The following is a 21,412-nucleotide window of genomic DNA, read 5'->3' as shown; positions in this document are numbered from 1 at the left end:
GAATGAATGTTCCTTCCAATATCGTAGCAACGCCACTCGAAGCGATGACGTTTCCTTTGCATGGTGCGCGTTTGATAGAAGCTTCTGCCGGTACAGGTAAAACATTTACTATTGCTGGTCTTTATTTGCGTCTGTTGTTAGGTCATGGAAATGAGCAAAATCGCCATCAAGTACCTCTAACCGTCGATCAAATCTTGGTTGTAACCTTTACCGAAGCGGCAACCGCTGAGTTGCGTGATCGTATCCGTGCTCGTATTCATGATGCACGATTAGCCTTTTCAAGAGGTCACAGCAACGATCCTGTGATTGAACCTCTGCTTAATGATTTCAGTGATCACGCTCAGGCGGCAAAACTGCTGCTCGATGCAGAACGTCAGATGGATGAAGCGGCGGTGTATACCATTCACGGCTTTTGCCAACGCATGCTGACACAGAACGCGTTTGAATCTGGCAGCCGTTTTAGTAATGAGTTTGTCACCGATGAAAGTCATCTCAAAGCGCAGGTAGTCGCAGATTACTGGCGTCGTCAGTTTTACCCTCTACCACTCAATTTAGCCGCTGAAGTCCGTCGTTTATGGTCATCGCCAGCGGCACTGCTAGGAAAAATTGGTGGTTATTTAACGGGTATACCCTTGTCTCTGACCACGCCGATGATGGACGGTGACCTTGCCGGTTTACACCAGCAAAATTTGGCTAAAATTGACGCCATTAAGCAGCAATGGCTGAGTGCATTGGAAGAAATAGAACCGAGCATTACAGGCTCCGATCTGCATAAAAACTCGCAAAATGCCTTGCTAAAAAGGATTGAAAGCCTGACTCAGTGGGCGAGTTCGGCAACGCATGATTTGCTGGTGCCTGAAGCACTATCTGACTTTGCTCAAAGCCAACTATTGGAAAAATCTAAGAAGGGTAATCCGCCACTACTTGAAGTTTTTAACGTCATCGAGCAGTTCAAAGCACAGCCAATCACGATTGAAGCGCCTTTAACAGCACACGCTATCCATCACTGTCGAGCCATGCTGGCAAAAGCTAAAGCAAGTAAACAGTGGTTGTCGTTTGATGATCTTTTAAGCCAGCTTTCTGCCTCTATTGATGGTGATGAGCAAGGTTTGTTGGCTGAACGCATTCGTCATCTTTACCCGGTTGCGATGATCGATGAATTCCAAGATACCGATCCGCTGCAATACAGCATTTTTAGCCGTATCTATCTGAACACACCTGAATGTGGTCTGTTTATGATTGGTGACCCTAAGCAGGCAATATACGCATTCCGTGGCGCAGATATTTTTACCTATATCAAAGCGCGCAATCAGGTGGCAGCGCACTACACATTAGGCACCAACTGGCGCTCAAGCTCGGATATGGTGGCAGCCGTGAACCAAGTGTTTGAGTTGCCAGATAGTCCGTTTATTTACGACAGCGATATTCCTTTTTTGCCTGTCGATGCCAACCCTTTTGCGGCAAAAAAAGAGTGGCTACTGAATGGAGAGAAGCAACCTGCGTTGACCTATTGGCTACAAGAAGCGGATGGTTCTCCAGTAACCAAAGGCAACTATTTAGAAGTGATGGCGCAGGCAACAGCAAGCCAAATACAGACCATTTTGACTGCGGCACAGCAAAATAAGGCGCTGTTTGTTAACGGTAAAAGTAGTAGTAACGGTAAAAGTAGTAGTAACGGTAAAAGCATTCAGGCGGGTGACATTGCGGTACTGGTGAGAACGGGTAACGAAGGTCGAATGATTAAAGAAGCCTTGGCTAAACAAGGTATTGCCAGTGTGTATTTGTCTAACCGTGACAGTGTATTTACCAGCTCGATTGCTCAAGATATTCAACGTTTGCTACAAGCGGTGCTGACACCAGAAAATGACAGAGCATTACGTGCAGCATTAGCTTCTCCGCTGTTTGCTCTGAACTCCAAACAACTTGATGCACTCAATAACGATGAAAACGAGTGGGAAAACGCTGTTAACCAATTTAAACAGTATCGCCGGCTTTGGGTTGAACGGGGTGTGCTGCCAATGCTGCGCTCGGTTTTAAGCCTTCGTCATATTGCCGAACGCTGGTTGGAAGAGGTGGATGGCGAACGAAATCTTACCGATTTCATGCACATCAGTGAATTGTTGCAACAAGCGACTCAAGATATCGACAGTGACCACGGTTTGCTGCGTTGGCTCGCTCAGACAATTAGCGATGCTGAACAAGGAATGGGAGGCAACGACGACGCCATCCAACGTCTTGAGTCCGAAAGAAACTTAGTACAGATCGTCACTATCCATAAATCCAAAGGTTTGGAATACGATTTAGTGTTTCTACCATTTGTGGTGAGTTACCGAGAAGCGAGCGAAGGCAAATATTACGACAGCAATAGTGGTCAGACTCTGCTTGATATCACTGGCGATAAACAAGCGTTGCAACAGGCGGACAAAGAACGTTTGGCTGAAGATTTACGTTTGATTTATGTGGCACTAACGCGTTCTGTCTATGGCTGTTTTATCGGTGTCGCACCATTACGCAATGGTCGTTCAACTAAAGAGCCAACGGGTGTGCACCACAGTGCTATCGGTCATCTTTTACAAAACGCGCAAGAAGGCGGAATCGATCTTCTTACTCAATCCGTGGAAGCACATGCAAACAAGTTATCTTGCGTCTTGGTTACCTCTCCTCCAGAACCTCTCGACACCATCTTCACACCAGTTGTAGATCCGTTGCCAGAGCTTAAAGCCAAAGAGCTAAACAGTGAGATTGACCGCTATTGGCGCATTACCAGTTATTCAGGCTTGGTGAAACAAGGCAGCCATCAAAAAGAACACGATGCAACGGTCGAAATCGGTGGCTTTGATGTGGATTCAGCCGAGGAGCATGATGAGCTTACGCCCATAGAAAAAGAGCGCACCATCTTTAACTTCCCGCGAGGTGCTCGCCCCGGTACTTTCTTGCACACTGTGTTTGAAGAGGTTGAGTTTACCGAGCCAGCAACCAGTGAGCACAACACTAAAATCATTAGTCATCTGCTGGAATTAGAACAGTTAGAGATGGAATGGTTACCTGTGATCCAAAAGCTGGTAGACGATGTGTTAGCCACCCCTCTTGATGGTAAAAAATTACAGCTAAACCAAAAGTTGTCCCATCAGAGATTGGTAGAGATGGAGTTTTTACTGCCGATTGAAGTGCTGACTGCTCCTGCGCTAAATCGCGTGGTTCAGCGTCATGATCCTTTATCAGCTAAAGCTGGAGATTTAGGTTTCTACACAGTTCAGGGCATGTTGAAAGGTTTTATCGACTTAGTGTTTCAGCACGAAGGTAAATACTATGTGCTTGACTGGAAGTCGAACCATCTTGGTGATGAAGTAGAGGCTTACCACGGAGAGCGTTTAGCATCAGCAATGGCGGAGCATCGTTACGATCTGCAATATCAACTTTATGCTTTGGCATTACACCGCTTTTTGCAAAGTCGTTTAGCAAATTATGACTACAACAAACACTTTGGTGGTGTTTATTACTTGTTCCTGCGTGGTATTGATGGCAAAGCACAGCACGGTATTTTCAATGCGAAACCAAGCCAAACAATGTTAGAAGAATTGGATTTATTGATACAAGGTAAAGAGCCGGATGAACGCACAAACGCTGCTGGGCAAATGGAGCTAGGATTATGAGCACACAAGCTTTGGATGTGTTAGCGCATTTAGCGAAGCAGGGCAGCATTCGTCAGCTCGATTATCAATTTGCTCGTTTTATTGCTTCTTTGTTGTCTGGCAATGAGTTAAGCGCAGAAGATAAAAACGCTTTCTTATTACTGGTGGCGGCTGTCAGTGCCGAACTTGGTAGAGGCAATATCTGCTTATCTTTGTGGGACAGTCATGGTAGCAGTGTTGATCTCTCTGCCAAGTTAGGTCTTTACGGTGAAGCGGCATTAACGGTTAATCCTCTATGGGTAAACGCCAATTGGCAGCAAATTTTATCCAACTCAACGTTGGTTGGTTTGCAAGGTGAAGCTGTGCCATTGATGTTTGATGGGCAACGTCTGTATTTACACCGTTACTGGCATTACGAGATGACACTGGCACAGCGTTTACAGAGCTTTGGGTCACCTATGATCTTAAAGCCTACTGATGGCCAAAAACTAAAAGAGCTGCTCGATGTGTTATTTGAACGCGACTACCGCTTTCTTTGTAAAGCCTTGAAAAGCAGTGAGACTTCTCAGGTCAGTCGTCAGCGAATGGTGTGTGATTTCCTTGATGTGGTCGACGATAGTCAACTGGACTGGATTGCAATCGATGCTGTGCTCACTACCGTTCAGCGAATGGAAGATCTTCAGCCGTTGGATACGCTCGTTCCAGCGAGTTGCTGTTTGAATTGGCAGAAAGTCGCTGCGGCGGTAGCTCTGACTCGACGTTTTGCGGTTATTTCTGGTGGACCAGGAACTGGCAAAACGACAACTGTAACCAAGTTGCTTGCTGCTTTAATTCGTCAATCCCAGCAGCAGGGGCATACGCCAAATATTAAGTTGGTTGCGCCAACGGGTAAGGCGGCTGCACGTTTAACCGAGTCGATCGGTAAAGCGGTGGAAAGTCTAGCCGTTGAACCTGAGCTCAAGCAGGCGATACCGACCACATCAAGCACGATTCATCGTCTGCTTGGAGCAATTCCGGGCAGTGCGGAGTTTCGTCATCACAGCAAAAACCAGCTGCACTTAGATGTGCTGGTGGTTGACGAAGCTTCCATGGTTGATTTGTCTATGATGGTGAAATTGGTTGACGCTTTGCCTAGTCATGCTCGCTTGATTTTACTTGGTGATAAAGATCAGTTGGCTTCTGTGGAAGCGGGCGCTGTGCTTGGCGATATTTGCTCATTTATTGAAAATGGATACAGCGCGGCACAAGGTAAGCTGCTCTCTGAATTGACTGGCTTTCACTCCTTGGGCAATCCAGTTTCGTCTACCAACCTCAAGACTTCACACAGCAGCGTTGCAGACAGCTTATGTATGCTGCAAAAGAGCTACCGTTTTGATGCCCGTTCCGGTATTGGGCAATTAGCAAAAGCGATTAACAGCGGCAGAGCCGCGAGAGTTGATGAAGTTTGGAATCAAGATTTCTCGGATATTCACCACTACCCATTAAGCAGTGACGCTTACAATCAGATGCTCAAATCATTGGTGGATGCTTATTCCATCTATCTGCATCGATCGGGTAAGCGTGCTATTGAACAACAAGAAGCGAAAAGCAGTGAGCCGGAATCTATGGCAACTAAAGCAAAAGCGGTATTAAAAGCGTTCGGTCAAAGCCGTTTGTTATGCGCTGTGCGAGAAGGCGACTTTGGTGTCGTTGGTCTAAATCATCGAATTGAGCGTGCGTTGCAGGCGCGTAATTTAATTAAGACGCAGCAGGAACTGTGGTATCACGGTCGTCCGGTTATGGTGACACTGAACGATCATGCTCTTGGCTTGTATAACGGTGATATCGGTATTTGTATGCGAGATGAAGAAGATGCAGAACAGAGACTGAAGGTGTATTTCGAACTACCCGATGGTAGCGTAAAATCCGTATTACCAAGCCGAGTACCTCAGCATGAAACTGCGTATGCGATGACGATTCATAAATCACAGGGCAGTGAGTTTGAATTCACAGCCATGATTTTGCCTCCCGAATACAGCCCAATCGTCACACGTGAACTCATCTACACAGGTATTACCCGAGCGAAAGAACGCTTGGCTTTGTACTGTGATATTGGTGTGCTTAAACGAGGAATTCAGTTTAAGACCGAACGAGCCAGTGGTTTGGTTGAACGTCTAAAAGGGTAGCGTTGGTGTATTAATTGGGAGCAGGTGTAGCTAGAGAAGGGAGGGGAAGCGATTCAGGCAACCTTCCTTGGCTGCCTAGCAAATTAACAAAAGACGTTAGCAAACAGCTTTTGAAAAAGTGATATTGCGAATCTTATAGCGCGCTTGTGAGCCTAAGATAAAGCTTTTTAGGTAGTCACTGACGGGAAACACGCAATGTACATCTAGACCTTCTAGGAAGTTATGATCTGCCATATCCCAGAAGCTTTGTAGCGAATTACAAATTACGGTTTTCATATAATATAGTTTGCTCTTCAATAAAGTTATTTTCCCTTTCCTATTTGACGTTGCAGCTTCGTTGACTTCACTTACTCGCCCCAATCACATAGTTATCTATGTGATTGGGAGCTCATTCGCTCGTCGCCTAGTTGCAACAACAACTAGTTTTGGGATCTCATTGAAGCAATCCGTGCTCTTCCTAAGTTAAGCCCTTAGGTAGAATTCCAACTCATGCTAATAAAGTGATCTATGTCACGATTGGCGAGATTTTACACAGCTCGTTGCAGTATGAAAAGTGATTAATTTATGTACGATTAAAATACAAATTAATATACTGATTATTCAATTAATAGCAGGCGTAAATATCGCGAATGCTACTAATTGATTATGTTTATGTAACTAAAGCTTAAGAATTAGGATCTTTGATCGACGTTGATAGTTATAAAGCTGGCGTTTTGACATTGGCAGTGAATCAACGCCAAACTCAATGAACCCTTGCTCTCTAAACCAGTGCAAACTGTGCGTAGTTAACACAAATAATTTATTGATATTCATAAGTTTGGTTTGTTGCTTCATGTGACGCAGCAACAATGCACCACGGTCACCATCACGATATTCGGTATGAATTGCTACACAAGCCATCTCTGCCATATCATCTTCTGGATATGGGTAAAGTGCTGCACAACCAATGATCAAACCATCTTTTTCAATGATGGTGAATTTATGGATCTCTTGTTCTAGTTGCTCACGAGAACGGCGCACTAAAATTCCTTGCTCTTCAAGAGGGCGAATCAGATCAAAGATGCCACCGATGTCATCAATTTGTGCTTGGCGAAGTTGTTCTGTGCTGGCTTTTACAATTTGTGTGCCGATACCATCGAAAGAAAACAGTTCCTGTATTAAAGCGCCATCTTCTTTGTAGCTGACTAAATGACTGCGTGGAACGCCAGCACGGCAAGCCGCTACTGCTGCTCTCAAAAAGCGTAGTTTTCCTGCTTTTTCATCGCAGTTTGTTTCTGCTTCAGCTTCCAGCTTCTCAATCAGATTGTTGACTTCCGCTGGATACAGTTCAGCAATCGAATTACCTTTACTGTCCATAATGCCTTGCTCAGAGCAGAAACCAATCAGCTTTTCAGCTTTTAGACGAATAGCCACTTGCGTTGCTACTTCTTCAGAAAGCAAGTTGAAACATTCACCAGTTACTGAACTCGCAATCGGACCAAGAAGCACAATCGAGCCTTGATCGAGCATGCGGTTTATACCATCAATATCGATACGACGAATTTTTCCACTGTGGCAATAATCAACACCATCATCTATACCTAGTGGTTGAGAGATCACGAAATTTCCGCTGACCACGTTAAGCTGAGTACCAGCCATAGGGGTGTTGTTTAAACTCATTGATAGGCGAGCAGTTATTGCATGCTGAAGTTGTCCCGCCGCTTGCATAACCAATCCTAAAGCTTCTTCATCAGTGATACGAATGCCTTTGTGATAAGGAGTTGTGCGGTTATTTGTCTCTAAAATCTGATTTATTTGTGGGCGTGCGCCGTGAACGAGCACTACTTTGACTCCAAGACTATGAAGTAGAGCTAGGTCACTAATAATATTCGCGAAATTTTTATCGGCAATTGCTTCGCCGCCCACCATAACAACCATGGTTTTTCCACGGTGAGCGTTAACATAGGGAGCAGACTGTCTGAAGCCTTTAACAAGAGCGGTACTACGAATTTTCACTGATGGCACTCTTAATATTTATGGTTGTTTAAATATGTGTGAATAATGACTTTTTATTCACCTGTGAGCAAGTGGTTTTTATTAGGTAAACGCTACTATTTTTGCAATGCTGTATTGGCAGCGTTAGCTTAAATTACTTCTAAGTAAGATATACGATGCCTAAAGCAGCAAACTTAAATCGAGACCAAATGTTTAATAATTCACAATCTGACCCTTCAGAGAATGGAAGTCGAGTAAAAAATAGAAAACGGCTGGAACTGTTTCTAATCTTAGTCGCTATTTTAGGATGTGTGGTAGTGGTCATTCTTTATGGGAATGTTATTGAAAGTGTTAAAAACACATTGTCACATAAGAAAGAAGTGTACGGTGTTTGGGTAGAGCAGGATGTTGCTTATTACTCAGCCAGAATACTTGATATAGGCCCTGATGGCATTGCTATGGAAGGTCGAGTGTACACGACTCGTTATGACTTCGATGGTCATTATTTAACTTTTAAAGTTGCTGGGCAAGATTACAAATTCCAAATGACAAATTCAGAAAACAAAGAAATGAAGCAAGTAACCAATGATCATTACAAACCGATTTTCCGAATGTCAGAAAAAAACTAATTTAACAATTTCTCAATTGCGCTTAACTAGTTAGTTTGTCATCCTTTCGGTCGAATTTTAAATGGGATGCATTCTGTGAAAAAACGCCTTCTTTCTCTCGCCTACCTGGCGCTGTTGTTTGGTTGTGCTCAACCGACCGATAGAGCACAACAATATCTAGATGAGCCTTTCGCCAAAACTCTAAACAAAGTCGATGTGGTGAACTCAAATAAACCGCGTGACTTTACGGAATTTACCAAACAAAGTGAACAAGTGGTTGTAAACTCGCCTTCAATGGCAAAAACTTTTGGCCCTTTATATCAGAAGCTGAATGAATGGGTGATTGAGAGTGGTGATACCACTCAGCTATCTCAATTTGGCATCCAGTCAGCTCAGTTAGGCGGCGGGGATGGAAAAGGTAACGTCTTGTTCACCGGTTACTTTTCTCCTGTGATTGAATTGCGTCATACCCCAGACCAAACATTTAAATATCCAGTTCATAGCATGCCTGTTTGTGAAGTTGAGTGTCCAACACGTGCCCAAATCTACGATGGTGCCTTAGATGGACAAGGATTAGAGTTGGGATACGCTGAAAACCGAATTGATCCTTTTATTATGGAAGTGCAGGGCAGTGGCTTTGTACACTTTGGTGATGACGATACGTTAGAGTACTTTGCTTATGCAGGTAAGAATAATAAAGCTTACGTGAGTATTGGTAAGGTGCTTATCGAACGTGGCTTAGTTGAGCGTGATAAAATGTCGCTCAAAGCCATCAATGAGTGGGCGCATTCGAACGATGAAGCGACGGTGAAAGAGCTGTTAGAGCAGAATCCTTCGTATGTCTTTTTCCAGCCAAGAGCGGCTGCACCAGTGACTGGCACGGCAGGTATTCCTTTATTACCAATGGCTTCAGTGGCTGGTGACCGCACTTTGTTTCCAATGGGTACGCCAATTTTAGCTGAGGTTCCGCTACTGAATGCTGACGGAACTTGGTCCGGTGCTCATCAACTACGCCTATTAATAGTGTTAGATACTGGCGGTGCTGTTAAGCAGAATCATCTGGATCTTTACCACGGCATGGGACCACGAGCAGGAACAGAGGCTGGCCATTACAAGCACTTCGGACGAGTTTGGAAACTCGGACTTGAAGATTCACCACTGCAAGCGCCTTGGGCACTACCTCCAGAAAAACTGGAATGATCGTTATAGACTACTTGAATTAGTCGTTATGCGATGTTCTGGACATTTATAATAAGAGTGCGTATAAATCGCACTCTTTGTTTTTGAACCCTCTTTATTTGGATTGTTGTCATGCGTGAACTCGATACTCCAGCCTCAGATAGCTATAACCAACGTTTCGGTGGTACTCGTCGACTATATGGAAATAGCGAAGTTGATATCCTACGTGCAGCACACGTATGTGTTATTGGCATTGGTGGTGTGGGTTCATGGGCTGTTGAAGCACTGGCGAGAACGGGTATTGGTGAGCTGACGCTTATTGATATGGATGACGTTTGTGTGACCAATATTAACCGACAAATCCATGCAATGTCTGGAACTGTTGGTCAAAGCAAAATTGAAGTGATGGCCGAGCGTGTCAAATTGATCAACCCTGAGTGCAAGGTGAACCTAATTGATGATTTCATCACGCCAGACAATCAGCATGAGTATCTGACCAAAGAGTACGACTATGTGTTGGATGCCATTGACAGCGTTAAGGCTAAAGCATCTCTGCTTGCTTACTGTCGTAGCAATAAGATCAAAGTGATTACGATTGGTGGCGCTGGTGGTCAAACTGACCCTACGCAAATCAAAGTGGCTGATCTAACCAAAACTATTCAAGATCCACTGGCGAAGACGATCAAAGATCGTCTGCGTCAGCATCATAATTTCCCGACCAATCCAGCCCGCAAGTTTGGTATCGACTGTGTATTCTCAACTGAGCAGTTAAAATACCCACAAGCGGATGGTTCGGTATGTGCAACCAAATCAACGGCAGAAGGTCCTAAACGTATGGATTGTGCTTCTGGTTTTGGGGCTGCTACCGTCGTTACCGCAACATTCGGTTTTGTTGCCGTTGCGCGCATCGTTGAAAAAATCATTCAGAAACACAGTAAGTAGCTGACGTAAAAGTAACTCAAGTAATTCCGGAGCTTATTATGCAAACTTTTCCCGCCACTCCATTTGGTAGCGAAATTACCAGTGAAGATATTGTGCAGACGATGCAACAGTTTAAAGGCTGGGAAGACCGCTACCGTCAGGTGATTCAGTGGGGTAAGAAGTTACCTGTGATGCCAGAAGAACTGAAAAGTGAACAAGTAACGGTTTCTGGCTGTGAAAGCTTAGTCTGGTTGGTTAGCCAACAGGAAGAGGGTATCTGGCATTTCTGCGCTGATTCCGATGCCCGTATTGTGCGTGGTTTGATTGCGTTAGTGATGGCGGCTTTTGAAGGAAAAACTTCACAGCAGATTCAGGATTTCGATGTTGATGGATATTTCGAACAGCTCGGACTCATCACTCATTTGAGCCCTTCGCGTGGAAATGGGTTGAAAGCTATCATCGATAAAGTAAAAGAGATCGCTGTTTAGTTTTTATTTATTGATAGTCACTGTCGTGGCTATGTGACTTTTTTCTACAGGCAAAAAAGTCACCAAAAAGCCCGTTTGCCGATATTCCTCTCTTTCATCCAATTTCCACTCTGTTTCGAGCTACCGTGTTGAAGGCCACATCCTGTGGCCTTCAACACTTTGCCAGACGCCCTGTCTGGCAATAGCTGAACATAGTTTCAATTGAATGGAGGAATAAGGCAAAGAAACAGCTAAAAGCGGCGGACTTACAGCATGTCGACGGCTTTTTCGATGGCGGCAATTAAACGATCGACATCTTCTTCAGTGTTATAGACTCCAAACGAAATTCGCACTGTCCCTTTTACACCAAAAGCTTCCATTAAAGGGTGAGCACAATGGTGTCCGGCACGCACAGCGATTCCCTGTTGATCTAACAACGTCGCCAAATCTTGATGATGAACACCATCCATAACAATACTTAAAACACTGGCATTGCTTTGGTAGCCCAATACGCGAATGTCTTCGATAGCACTTAGTGCCTGATAAGTTTTGTGTTGAAGTTTGTGGATATGCTCTTCGACAGCATTTCTGTCTAAGTTTTCGTACCAGTCAATCGCGCAGCTCAAAGCTATCGCTCCTGCTACATTTGGTGTTCCCGCTTCAAACTTACCAGGTAGACCAGAGAAAGTAGTGCCGGAGAAAGAGACTTTTTCGACCATCTTTCCGCCGCCATGCCACGGTGGCATCGCTTCCAGCAGATCTAGCTTTCCGTAAAGAGCGCCAATGCCTGTGGGAGCATAAAGTTTGTGGCCAGAGAAGACATAGAAGTCAGCATCTATTGACGTGACATCCACTTTTTCATGCACGATACCCTGAGCACCATCGACGACGACAATCGATCCTTTATCGTGAGCCGCTTGAATGACTTCTTCGATAGGTTGACGGCAACCTGTCACATTGGTGATATGTGCCAATGCGACGATTTTGGTATTAGATGTCAGTAGCTGATGGAAAGCCGCTAAATCGAATTCGCCATTCTGTGTCATCGGCACTTTTACAATGGTTGCACCAGTTTGTTCGGCGACGATTTGCCAAGGCACGATGTTCGCGTGGTGTTCCATCTCGCTAATCAGTATTTCATCGCCGACGTTTAGCGTATTTCTCGCGTAGGTTTGAGCGATAAGATTGAGCGCTTCAGTCGCGCCGCGTGTCCAGATAATGCTCTTACTGCTTTGGGCACCAATAAAGCGAGCGACATTGTCTCTTGCTGCTTCAAATTGGCTAGTAGCGTGCGCAGTTAAGCTGTGGCTTCCGCGATGCACGTTGGCATTTTGTGCACTGTAGTATTGAGTGATCGCATCAATAACAACTTGAGGTTTCTGAGTAGTAGCTGCGCTATCGAGGTACACCAAAGGTTCATTATTGATGTTCTGAGACAGGGCAGGAAATTGGGCTCGAATACTGTTGATATCCAGCATTTACGCCTCACCGTATTTTTCATAATTCAGTTGTGGTACTGGAACCATAGGCAGCGCAATTTCTCGAGCTAAAGTTTTGCCAGAAAGTAGAGCAATGATCTCAATAGAGAACTCTAAGGCAGAGCCTGGCCCCTGGCTGGTGAGCAGATTATTGTTCACATCGTAAGTTACGCGACGGTTACGCCATAAATCTTCAGGAATGTGATGTTTGAAATTCGGATGTCCTGTCATCAGCGCGCCCGGAAATAGGTCATGATGGTTCAAAACCACAGCAGGAGCTGCGCAGATAGCGGCTACTAAACGTCCGTCATATTTTTGTTGTTTGATAATTTCAATTAAGACCGTGCTGTCTCGAAAGTTTTCTGAGCCTTTTACGCCCCCCGGAAGAACCACAGCATCAAACTCTTCATCTGCGATATCAACTAACTTGCAATCAGCAGTTAAGGTTACACCACGAGAGGCTTTCATGGTTAAGTTGCCTTCAAAATCTGCGCTTGCAACCACTACCTGATAACCAGCACGTACCAGAATATCAATGATGGTTACAGCTTCCATTTCCTCCGTACCCGGAGCGATTGGAACGAGTATGCGTTTAGTCATGGTGTTTTCCGTTTTGTTCTAATAATTTGATTTGCTTGTACAGCTCAATATTAGTTGGCACATTGATGTTATGCTGCTGAGCCTTACGTACAAGGTAGCCTGTAATAAAGTCTATCTCGGTTTGGCGATGATAGAAAATATCTTGATGCATGGACGACTTATTGGTTGAGGTTGCTTGAATAACATTGTTTACGGTAGTTATCAGCTGATTTTGCTCGACCGGAATTTGCTCCGATTTCATTACTGCAACCAACTCACCAATAATGGCATTTAGTGTTGGGCGAAATCGCTCTTCAGCCAACGTTCCGTTGAGGCATTGATGAATAGCGGTGAGTGGATTAATAGCGCAATTGATGGCTAATTTGTTCCACAGTGCATGTTGTATATCTGGATTCCAACTTACCGAAGGCAAAGCATGATTAAACACGTCAACCAAAAAGGTACATTGTTCCCCCTTTGAGTTGTATGCGCCAAGTTGAGTTTGCCCAACTCCAGTATGCTTTACATGATGGGCACACGTTTTTAGCGCGCCATGTGTTGTGGTGGCGATGACGGTTGGGTATGCGGATATCAGCTCGGCAATCTCATCAACAGCCCCCATTCCATTGTGCATAAACAGAAGAATGGCGTCTTTACTTATATCTCTAAGAAGAGGAGTAAGTGCCGCTTTGACTTGCCACGCTTTTACTGTGACTAATAGAAGATCGGCATTTATAAGATCTTGTTGCTGGTTGTAGGCAAACACAGTTTCAGGAAGGTCATCAATAGCCAGTTTCCATTGTTGAGAAGTTTGTGTTCCCCACAAGGAAACACTATGCCCTGCCTGATGGAGTTTGCATGCCCACAGACTGCCAACGGCTCCTGGACCAACAATGACGATATTCATAGTTTCCTTAAACTGCAGTCAGTTAATGTCTGAAGCTAAGGATAATGAGCAGAGACGGGAAAGCAATAAAAAAGGCGCCAATTGGCGCCTTTTAAGCAATTTATACTTTAAATATTAGAACTTATAAGTTGCTGCGACGTAGTGGCTAAAGCCAGTTGTTTTACCAGCCCAACCGCCGTCTTTAAGACCGTATACATCTTTGTAGCCTTTTAGACCGTAGCCTAGAGCGAAACGATCTGAGTGCCAGTAGATACCGTTGAACATAGCACCACCATTAGTTGTGTTAAGCTCTTTCACGTCATCGTTCATAGCAAATTGGTAATCAATGTAACCTTGGTAAGAGACAAATGAACCGTTTTCGAAGAAGAAGAAAGGTTTGAACCAGTTCATAGCAAAGTGGTAGCCGTTCCAGTCTTTTGCGTTACCATCGTAAGTACTGTACAGGTTCATACCTACTTTGCCTAACCAAGGAACCATGACATCAGAACCTAGACCGATTTTTTGGTTGTTTGTGCTACCGTTAGCACCATCCCATTCAATAAGTGAAGCTACGTATAGCTCTTGAACAGGACCAAATGAAAGATCTTTACCAGTTAGAGCATCTAGAGACATGCGTGGAGCAAATTTCATAAAAATTTTGCTGTCTGCACTATCTTTATCACTGCCAGGGTCGCTAGCTAGGTTGAAAATATCAACATAACCGTATAGGTCAAAAATGCCTGAGCGACCGCCAAATTCCATCTCTAGATAGTCATGGCTAGATTCACCAGGAAGCTCATCGAAAGCACCCATTAAGTTAAATTGTAGCCACTTGTAATCGTTTTTGTGGATGTCGCCATCTGAGTAATCAGCAGCCATAACTGGAGCAGAAATTGCCGCTAATAGACCAAGAGTAAGAAGTGATTTACGCATAAGGGGAAACTCTCTATGTTTTGTATCAATTCAAGAACGGTTTGATTACCGCTTGTTCAATTTTTAAGAATAATAGCGATTTAAATCTCGAATGAAAGTGAGAAAAGTTGCAAAAGTGAATGTATTTTGTGAGTTAGATCTAATTAATTTAAATAAAAAATGAACTATTTTTACGTTTCATTTTATTGCAATTTAAGTGTGATTTTTGTCACTTTAAATTTATCTATTTTGTATTTTAAAGCTGATTATTAAATAAACAGTGATTGTGACTAAATTTGAGTAAGATGAGGTGTTGCAAGAACTTTTCTGAACAGTTATTGGTATTCAACTGGTTTTCTATGCCTTGTGTCTTATGGTTTTATTGTCTCATTGTTATTTATTAACCAATTCTAGTTAAGTAATCTTTACTCCCAAATTAATCATCGTCTAATAACTAATTTTATGTTCATTAAAAGTGGTTTCTGACAAGTGTTTTATATTGATTTTGTCGATTTAATCTTTTTAGCACAGAGGTTTATACCAAATAAGGAATGTTAGGTTTCAAGGTTCTTGTGGATTAAGAAAACACTATTTCAGTGTATGATGTTGCCATCTTTTCTGAATTAAGGATTACCATGGCGGAACCGATAGATAAGAAAACTTTTCTAACCATCTTTACCACCGTTTTTTTGCCTATGTTCTTGGCTGCGATTGATCAGACGTTGTTAGCTACAGCAACACCTGTCATGGTGAGAGATTTAGGTAATATTCAACTTTCATCGTGGATCGCTATCGGTTATATGCTTGCAGGAGCGGCATCTGTGCCTGTGTATGGCTGGCTTGGCGATCAGTATGGTCGTAAAAAAATGCTGATGGTTGCGCTGAGCATTTTTGCAGTTGGCTCTGTTGTATGTGCATTAGCGACTAGTATGAATGGCTTAGTGTTTGGCCGGATCGTTCAGGGATTAGGGAGTGGTGGTTTGATGAGCCTATCCCAAGCGTTGATTAGTGAATATGTTCCACCTAGACAAAGAGCGAAGTTTCAAGGTTATTTTGCCTCTTTGTTTGCTTTATCCAGTATCTGTGGTCCTGTGCTTGGCGGTGTTGTGGTGACTTACTTAACTTGGCATTGGCTGTTTTGGTTCAATTTACCGCTGATAGCGTTTGCACTTTATCGTTTAGCTAAACTACAGCAAGTCAGCCATAAAGTAGAAAAGAAACCGATCGATTTCTTAGGGCTGATTCTATTTCCAACTATGATGACTACGATTATTTACTGGTTGTCTGCTGGTGGGCATTATTTTTCTTGGAGCTCATTAACTAGCTTTGTGTTACTGGCGGTGTTTGTTGTGCTGTTAGTGATGTTTATGGTGCAACAAAAAAAGGTTTCTCATTCCTTTCTTCCTTTGCGTTTGTTGGTACAAAAAGAAATTTATATTCCTCTTACTTCCACTTTCTTTTTTGCTGCGTGTCTGTTTTCACTGGTGTTTTTCTTACCGATATTTCTTCAGGTTGGGTTAAATACTTCGCCTGCAACCGCTGGTCTACTGTTAATGCCTTTATCGGCAGGAATGATCAGCGGCTCTTATATTACGGGCAAAGTTATAGCGAAAACCGCTGTACCTAAGTGGTTACCTGTTATTGGTATGTCCTTAAGTAGCATGGCGTTTTTCTCACTAGCTATGTTCGATCTTGGACCTTACGCTGTCAGCGCATTTGGCTGTTTATGTGGTCTGGGGTTTGGAACTGTTATGCCATCAACTCAGTTGCAAATTCAAACTATCGCAGGAAAAGAAAACTTAGGTCGAATTACATCCATGGGATCATTAAGCCGCTCTGTGGGGGCATCGGTTGGGACAGCTGTGTTCGGTACTTTAATTTATTCACTGATTCCAAATTTCAGTGCGGAAGGTTCACTCAGTGAACTGCTCAATACGCCTCAGCCAGTAATTTTTAATGCTTTTCAGACTGGCTTCTTACTGGCAGGAGCGCTTGCGCTTATCTGTGCGGTAAATGCAGCAAGAGCACCACGAATTCACTTAGATGACTATGCATAAACGAAGAGGGAACCGTATGGTTCCCTCTTCGTTTTTTAGCTGCTCTTATTCAACGATCTTATCTTCTACTAACTCTTCTTTGTGATCTTTGGCTTTGTTCAATAAGTCCGTAAAGTAATGGCGTAGCGTGTAAAGCATAATCAAACTTGGTATCACCATTAACGCGGTCAACACAAAGAACAGTGACCAGTTATTGAGATAGTCGGCAAGTTCACCGCTGAATGAAGCCAAAGTTGTACGTCCGAAATTACCTAATGAAGCGAGCAGGGCATACTGGGTTGCTGAGAACGCTTGCCCTGTCATCACGGTTAAGAAGGAGACAAAGGCTACCGTGGAGAATGCTGTTGTGAAGTTATCAACAATAATGGTGGCCAAGAACAGGTGTTCGTTTGGACCGACTTGTGCAATCCAGGAGAACATTAAGTTACTGGCTGACATGGCGATACCGCCAATCATCAATCCACGCACAATTCCAAAGCGTACGTTGACCATACTGCCGAGTAAGGTAAACAGCATAGTTATACCCCAACCAATCAGTTTGGAGTAATAGCCAATCTGTTCGTTGCTGAAACCAATCTCTTTGTAAAAAGCGATAGACATTCTGCCAAGGAACGCTTCACCAATTTTAAATAGGAACACGAACAACAGCAGTGTAATCGCGACTGAAGTGCCGTTACGACGGAAGAAATCAATAAATGGTTCTAGTACGGTTACACTCAACCAAGCTAAGATCTTTGAATTCACCACTTTATTGTGTCGCCGCTCAGCTTGCTTCTGTAGTGCTTCACGGTTGGTTTGAGGCTCTCCAACTAAAAGAGTAAATAGAATTAACACACCAACAATAGCGGCCATTCCGTAGTAAACGCCATTCCAGCCCATTGAGTCTGCGTTGATAAATGCCAGATAGCCGGGAACCGAATAACCTGTCCACCAACCAATCACCGCCATAGCAGATGCTTGTGGTAGTTTGTTGGATTCAGTTTTTGGAAATGTATCGATACGGAATGCATCTACCGCAATATCCTGAGTAGCAGAAGCGATAGCAATACCTAATGCCAGCATTGATGTTAGCATTAGGTTTGTTGCTGGGTTAACACCTGCAATCAATAAGGTACAGATTAAGATCAGTACCTGACACAGCAATATCCAGCTACGGCGCTGCCCAAGCAAAGAGTGCAGGATTGGTAATCGAATACGGTCAACGGCTGGAGCCCACAAAAAGTTGATCGCATAGACAGCAAACACACTACCAAAGTAACCAATTGCGCTGCGAGTTAAGCCTGCATCTTTCAGCCAACCGGACATGTTTGAGCCAATCAATACCCAAGGAAAACCGCTGGAGCATCCTAGCATCATTACCCAAAGCAAACGCTTATCGAAATAGCTGCGGATCGTTTCCTTCCAAGAGGGTGATTGATTTTGTTGTTGCATTGATATTTCCTTGCCGGAAAAAGAGCTCCGAATAAATCGGAGCTTTCAGTGTTATTTAATCAGAGTGGCTTTAGTGATGACGATCGGTGTTACAGGGACATCGCTCATGCGGCCAAAATTGCGCGTTGGTTGCTCGGCCATTTTTTGAATAACTTCAAACCCCTGAGTCACCTTACCAAATACAGCGTAGCCCGGTGAACGTTGGCCGTAGTTCAGAAAGTCGTTATCAACAAGGTTGATGTAGAACTGACGTGTGGCAGAGTTTGGATCGTTAGTACGAGCCATCGCAATCGTTGCTGTGTTGTTACCTAAACCGTTGTTAGCTTCATTTTTGATTGGAGCATAGGTATTGATTTGCTTCATATTGCTATCGAAACCACCACCTTGAGCCATAAAACCAGGGATGATGCGGTGGAAAATAGTACCGACATAGCTACCATCTTCAACATAGCGAATGAAGTTTGCTGAACTGATTGGAGCTTGCTCTTCATTCAGTTCTATTGTGAATGCACCTAACGAAGTTTCTAGCTCAACTTTAGGTCCTGCCCAAGCAAAGCCACTTGCAGTCAGGGTGAGCGCGACTAACCATTTATTAATCATGGAAACGTTCCTTCATGTAGTTTTGTAGTTCAGCATCGTTTGCGATGTCTTTCAGCACCAGATTAATCACATCGTTTAGGACTTGCTCTATTTCCTGTGTAGATGCACTAAATGCACTGGTTCGATTGGCTGTGCCAGTATAGCTTTTGACCAGCTTACCTTTTGGTGTTTCTGCGGTTAGTTGTATTAATACTTTACCCTTCATCTCATTTTCCAAAGCGGATTGAGTCACGGTAACTAAAGACTCTTGAATTTCGAGAGTAATGGTATTTTCACTGTTAACCGTAATGGTAAAACCTTGAGAATCAAACTGACTTGCTAGCGCATTTTCTAATGCAATTCGAACGTTTTGTCTTGCATGAACTGGTTCAATGTTGTTGTGGCCACTATCAACTAACGCAACATATTGTGCAGAGCGAACGTCTTTACTGACCAAAGTAAATTTGCTGTTAGTCACAATATCGCTGTTACTCATAACAGCTTGAGGGGTAAAATTCACTTGCTGTTGTTGAGGTGCAGAGCAAGCTGACAATAAAGCTATAGAAACTGCGATAAACAGTTTTTTCATGGTTAGTCCTTTCATTATTGTGGCATGCATTGAACATGCTTATGACTTAGTAGCCTGTAAGATAACAAATTTTTTGTCGCTAGCGACAGTCTTTACTTGTGCGTGACTGAACAGGCGAGCAAGTTTTATATCGTATCCGAGGTGACGGTTGCCGATAACCAATAATTTGCCTCCTTTTTTAAGAACTTGCTTTGAATCACAGAACATTTGCCATGCGATATGGTCAGTGATTGCTTTCTGTTGATGGAAAGGTGGGTTGCATACGATAAACGAAGCACTGTCACTTTCAAATTCATCTAAGCAATTGTTTGCAACATAAGTTATTTCACGCTGTGTTTGTAAATTTTGTTTGAGGTTTCTTGTGGCCGATTCAACAGCCATGAAGCTCTCATCTACACAAGTGATAGAAGCATTTGGGTTGAGTCTTGCCAGTTTTACTGACAAAACGCCATTGCCACAACCTAAGTCGATAAAATCTCGCAAATCATCACTTGGCAAGTGATCTAGCAACAAGCGAGCACCTTGGTCTAAGCTTTCTCCAGAATAGACATTGGGTAGATTTACCAACGTCATGTTTTCGTTTTCGACTGACCATTCAACTTCATCACTAACATTTTGTACTGGTGTGCAATCGGCAGTAGAGAACACTAAACGATGTTTTTTCCATGCAAGGGATGTCTTAGTGGCTCCTAAGTATTTTTCAAATAATTGCAGTGTTGAAGAATGAATTTCTTTCGCTTTGTTGACAGAAATAATAGGGCACTTTTCGTCTACTGATTGGCGAAGTTTGCTTAGAATCCATACCAGATGGCGATTGTTCCTAGGAATTTGCATCAATACCAAATCGATGTTGCTAGGTATCTCATCCATGGTGTTGAGAAGTGTCACGTCAGTGCAAGAGTTACGTTTTAAGTTTTCCAGTGTCGCTTTATGAGCAATATATGAATCACTCATCATGAATACTTCATGTCGATCGGAAAACCAGCAGCTGAGTGCGCCAAATGAGTCGTTCAAAATCAAAATGCGTTTTGATGAGGTTAGGGCTAGCTCTTCAACATGCGTGATTAGGTATTCATCGCCAGCATCCCAAGCTTGTAATAGCTCGTTATTGCGAAAAGGGAAGCGATGAAGTGTTAGTGTGCGATCAAGTAGAGAAAGCTCAGTTTTCATATTTGGAACTATAGATAGTGTTAAAGACACTATTATTGTCTCAAATGCTTGTTGATCAAGAAACCAAAACCTTTGGTTTAGACATTGTTTGCTGAAGTAACGCTTTGTGTTTGGCAAAGTATAAGCAGCCAAAGTAAACTGTTTGTTAGTTTTGTAATGTCAGTGTGTGCGACAAGGGAGTATTATGATCCAAGAAATCATTGAGACTAAGCTGCAGGATACATTTCAACCAGAGTATCTGCAGGTTGTGAATGAAAGTTACATGCACAATGTAGTCCCTGGCTCTGAAAGCCACTTTAAAGCGATTATTGTTACGTCTATCTTTGAAGGACAACGTTTGATTATGCGTCATCGCCAAGTAAACCAAACGTTATCTGAGGAACTACGTAATCATATTCATGCTCTCGCTATACATACCTACACTCCGCAAGAATGGGATGAGCTGAAGAAAAAAGCACCAGATAGTCCGATGTGTTTGGGTGGATAATTGTGATCTAGTAGAGCGATTTTTTTCTTCTAGTTGATTAAATTTTTAACAGTTTATATACAACTTGGGTTTTGGTAAGGCATAAGAAATTATTATTTTTTCAAATAAAAATGTAAAAATAACCGTATTTTTTAGGTGGCTAAAATAATTGTGCGACATATCAAAATAATGATTATTAATGCACCCTTGAAACGAATCAATGACCAAATAAAATCACGAATCTAGAGATCTTGAATGGCATCGCATTCGTAAAAGGTGCTAAACTACTGCCCTTGATAAATCTCATCTCAAATCTGTA

General features: G+C 43.1%; 18 protein-coding genes. 8 read left to right on the top strand and 10 right to left on the bottom strand.

Annotation, left to right across the window (positions count from 1 at the left end; translation table 11 throughout):
• Nucleotides 1–2 precede the first annotated feature (2 nt).
• Together recB and recD are read left to right on the top strand one after the other, a co-directional pair.
• Nucleotides 3–3,653 (top strand): exodeoxyribonuclease V subunit beta, encoded by a 3,651-nt coding sequence (recB, locus tag G5S32_RS11545; protein WP_165312147.1) that lies wholly within the window; start codon nt 3–5, stop codon nt 3,651–3,653.
• Complete coding sequence (gene recD, locus G5S32_RS11540; protein ID WP_165312146.1) at nt 3,650–5,797, top strand: exodeoxyribonuclease V subunit alpha; 2,148 nt, start codon at nt 3,650–3,652, stop codon at nt 5,795–5,797. Before recB ends, recD begins: the two co-directional genes overlap by 4 nt.
• Before the next feature lie 96 nt (nt 5,798–5,893).
• Here recD and G5S32_RS11535 read toward each other — a convergent pair whose 3' ends face one another.
• The gene (locus G5S32_RS11535; RefSeq protein WP_165312145.1) at nt 5,894–6,073 is read right to left on the bottom strand and encodes a hypothetical protein; all 180 of its coding nucleotides are present in this window, start codon (nt 6,071–6,073) and stop codon (nt 5,894–5,896) included.
• 381 nt (nt 6,074–6,454) lie between these two features.
• Nucleotides 6,455–7,792, bottom strand: a complete 1,338-nt coding sequence (gene argA, locus G5S32_RS11530) for an amino-acid N-acetyltransferase (RefSeq protein ID WP_165312144.1) — start codon at nt 7,790–7,792, stop codon at nt 6,455–6,457.
• A gap of 155 nt (nt 7,793–7,947) precedes the next feature.
• Between argA and G5S32_RS11525 the strand changes: the two genes are divergently transcribed.
• From G5S32_RS11525 to csdE, 4 genes are all read left to right on the top strand, one after another.
• The gene (locus G5S32_RS11525) at nt 7,948–8,400 is read left to right on the top strand and encodes a DUF2850 domain-containing protein (protein ID WP_165312143.1); all 453 of its coding nucleotides are present in this window, start codon (nt 7,948–7,950) and stop codon (nt 8,398–8,400) included.
• A gap of 75 nt (nt 8,401–8,475) precedes the next feature.
• Nucleotides 8,476–9,579 (top strand): murein transglycosylase A, encoded by a 1,104-nt coding sequence (gene mltA / locus G5S32_RS11520; protein WP_165312142.1) that lies wholly within the window; start codon nt 8,476–8,478, stop codon nt 9,577–9,579.
• A 111-nt stretch (nt 9,580–9,690) separates the two neighbouring features.
• Entirely contained in the window at nt 9,691–10,500 is an 810-nt protein-coding gene (gene tcdA / locus G5S32_RS11515) for a tRNA cyclic N6-threonylcarbamoyladenosine(37) synthase TcdA (RefSeq protein WP_165312141.1), read from the top strand.
• 38 nt (nt 10,501–10,538) lie between these two features.
• A complete protein-coding gene (csdE, locus tag G5S32_RS11510; RefSeq protein WP_165312140.1) occupies nt 10,539–10,967 on the top strand; it encodes a cysteine desulfurase sulfur acceptor subunit CsdE in 429 nt (142 codons plus the stop codon).
• A 245-nt stretch (nt 10,968–11,212) separates the two neighbouring features.
• Here the strand turns inward: csdE and csdA are convergent, their stop codons facing one another.
• From csdA to G5S32_RS11490, 4 genes are all read right to left on the bottom strand, one after another.
• The gene (gene csdA / locus G5S32_RS11505; protein WP_165312139.1) at nt 11,213–12,424 is read right to left on the bottom strand and encodes a cysteine desulfurase CsdA; all 1,212 of its coding nucleotides are present in this window, start codon (nt 12,422–12,424) and stop codon (nt 11,213–11,215) included.
• Nucleotides 12,425–13,024 carry a DJ-1 family glyoxalase III gene (locus G5S32_RS11500; RefSeq protein WP_165312138.1) on the bottom strand — a complete coding sequence of 200 codons (600 nt, stop codon included), beginning with the start codon at nt 13,022–13,024 and terminating at the stop codon, nt 12,425–12,427.
• Nucleotides 13,017–13,910, bottom strand: a complete 894-nt coding sequence (gene panE, locus G5S32_RS11495) for a 2-dehydropantoate 2-reductase (RefSeq protein ID WP_165312137.1) — start codon at nt 13,908–13,910, stop codon at nt 13,017–13,019. The genes G5S32_RS11500 and panE overlap by 8 nt, the downstream gene beginning before the upstream one ends.
• A 114-nt stretch (nt 13,911–14,024) precedes the next feature.
• Nucleotides 14,025–14,822 (bottom strand): nucleoside-specific channel-forming Tsx family protein, encoded by a 798-nt coding sequence (locus G5S32_RS11490; protein ID WP_165312136.1) that lies wholly within the window; start codon nt 14,820–14,822, stop codon nt 14,025–14,027.
• Nucleotides 14,823–15,436: 614 nt separating this feature from the next.
• On the opposite strand from G5S32_RS11490, the gene G5S32_RS11485 reads away from it, so the two are divergent.
• Entirely contained in the window at nt 15,437–16,858 is a 1,422-nt protein-coding gene (locus tag G5S32_RS11485) for an MDR family MFS transporter (protein ID WP_165312135.1), read from the top strand.
• Between the two features lie 45 nt (nt 16,859–16,903).
• Here the strand turns inward: G5S32_RS11485 and G5S32_RS11480 are convergent, their stop codons facing one another.
• From G5S32_RS11480 to G5S32_RS11465, 4 genes are read right to left on the bottom strand one after another with little or no spacing between them, the layout of a single operon-like run.
• Nucleotides 16,904–18,289, bottom strand: a complete 1,386-nt coding sequence (locus tag G5S32_RS11480) for an AmpG family muropeptide MFS transporter (RefSeq protein WP_165312134.1) — start codon at nt 18,287–18,289, stop codon at nt 16,904–16,906.
• A gap of 51 nt (nt 18,290–18,340) precedes the next feature.
• On the bottom strand, nt 18,341–18,889 hold the full coding sequence (locus G5S32_RS11475) for a peptidylprolyl isomerase (RefSeq protein ID WP_165312133.1): 549 nt from the start codon (nt 18,887–18,889) through the stop codon (nt 18,341–18,343).
• A complete protein-coding gene (locus tag G5S32_RS11470; RefSeq protein WP_165312132.1) occupies nt 18,882–19,457 on the bottom strand; it encodes a YajG family lipoprotein in 576 nt (191 codons plus the stop codon). The genes G5S32_RS11475 and G5S32_RS11470 overlap by 8 nt, the downstream gene beginning before the upstream one ends.
• A gap of 39 nt (nt 19,458–19,496) precedes the next feature.
• Nucleotides 19,497–20,627 carry a methyltransferase gene (locus G5S32_RS11465; RefSeq protein ID WP_165312131.1) on the bottom strand — a complete coding sequence of 377 codons (1,131 nt, stop codon included), beginning with the start codon at nt 20,625–20,627 and terminating at the stop codon, nt 19,497–19,499.
• Nucleotides 20,628–20,811: 184 nt separating this feature from the next.
• Here G5S32_RS11465 and G5S32_RS11460 point away from each other — a divergent pair, with 184 nt between their 5' ends.
• A complete protein-coding gene (locus G5S32_RS11460) occupies nt 20,812–21,114 on the top strand; it encodes a BolA/IbaG family iron-sulfur metabolism protein (RefSeq protein WP_165312130.1) in 303 nt (100 codons plus the stop codon).
• Nucleotides 21,115–21,412: the final 298 nt, after the last annotated feature.

This window comes from Vibrio ziniensis (assembly GCF_011064285.1).
In the GTDB taxonomy this organism is placed as follows: domain Bacteria; phylum Pseudomonadota; class Gammaproteobacteria; order Enterobacterales; family Vibrionaceae; genus Vibrio; species Vibrio ziniensis.
Note: the sequence above shows the minus strand (reverse complement) of the source record. Positions and strands in the feature narration are given on the sequence as shown.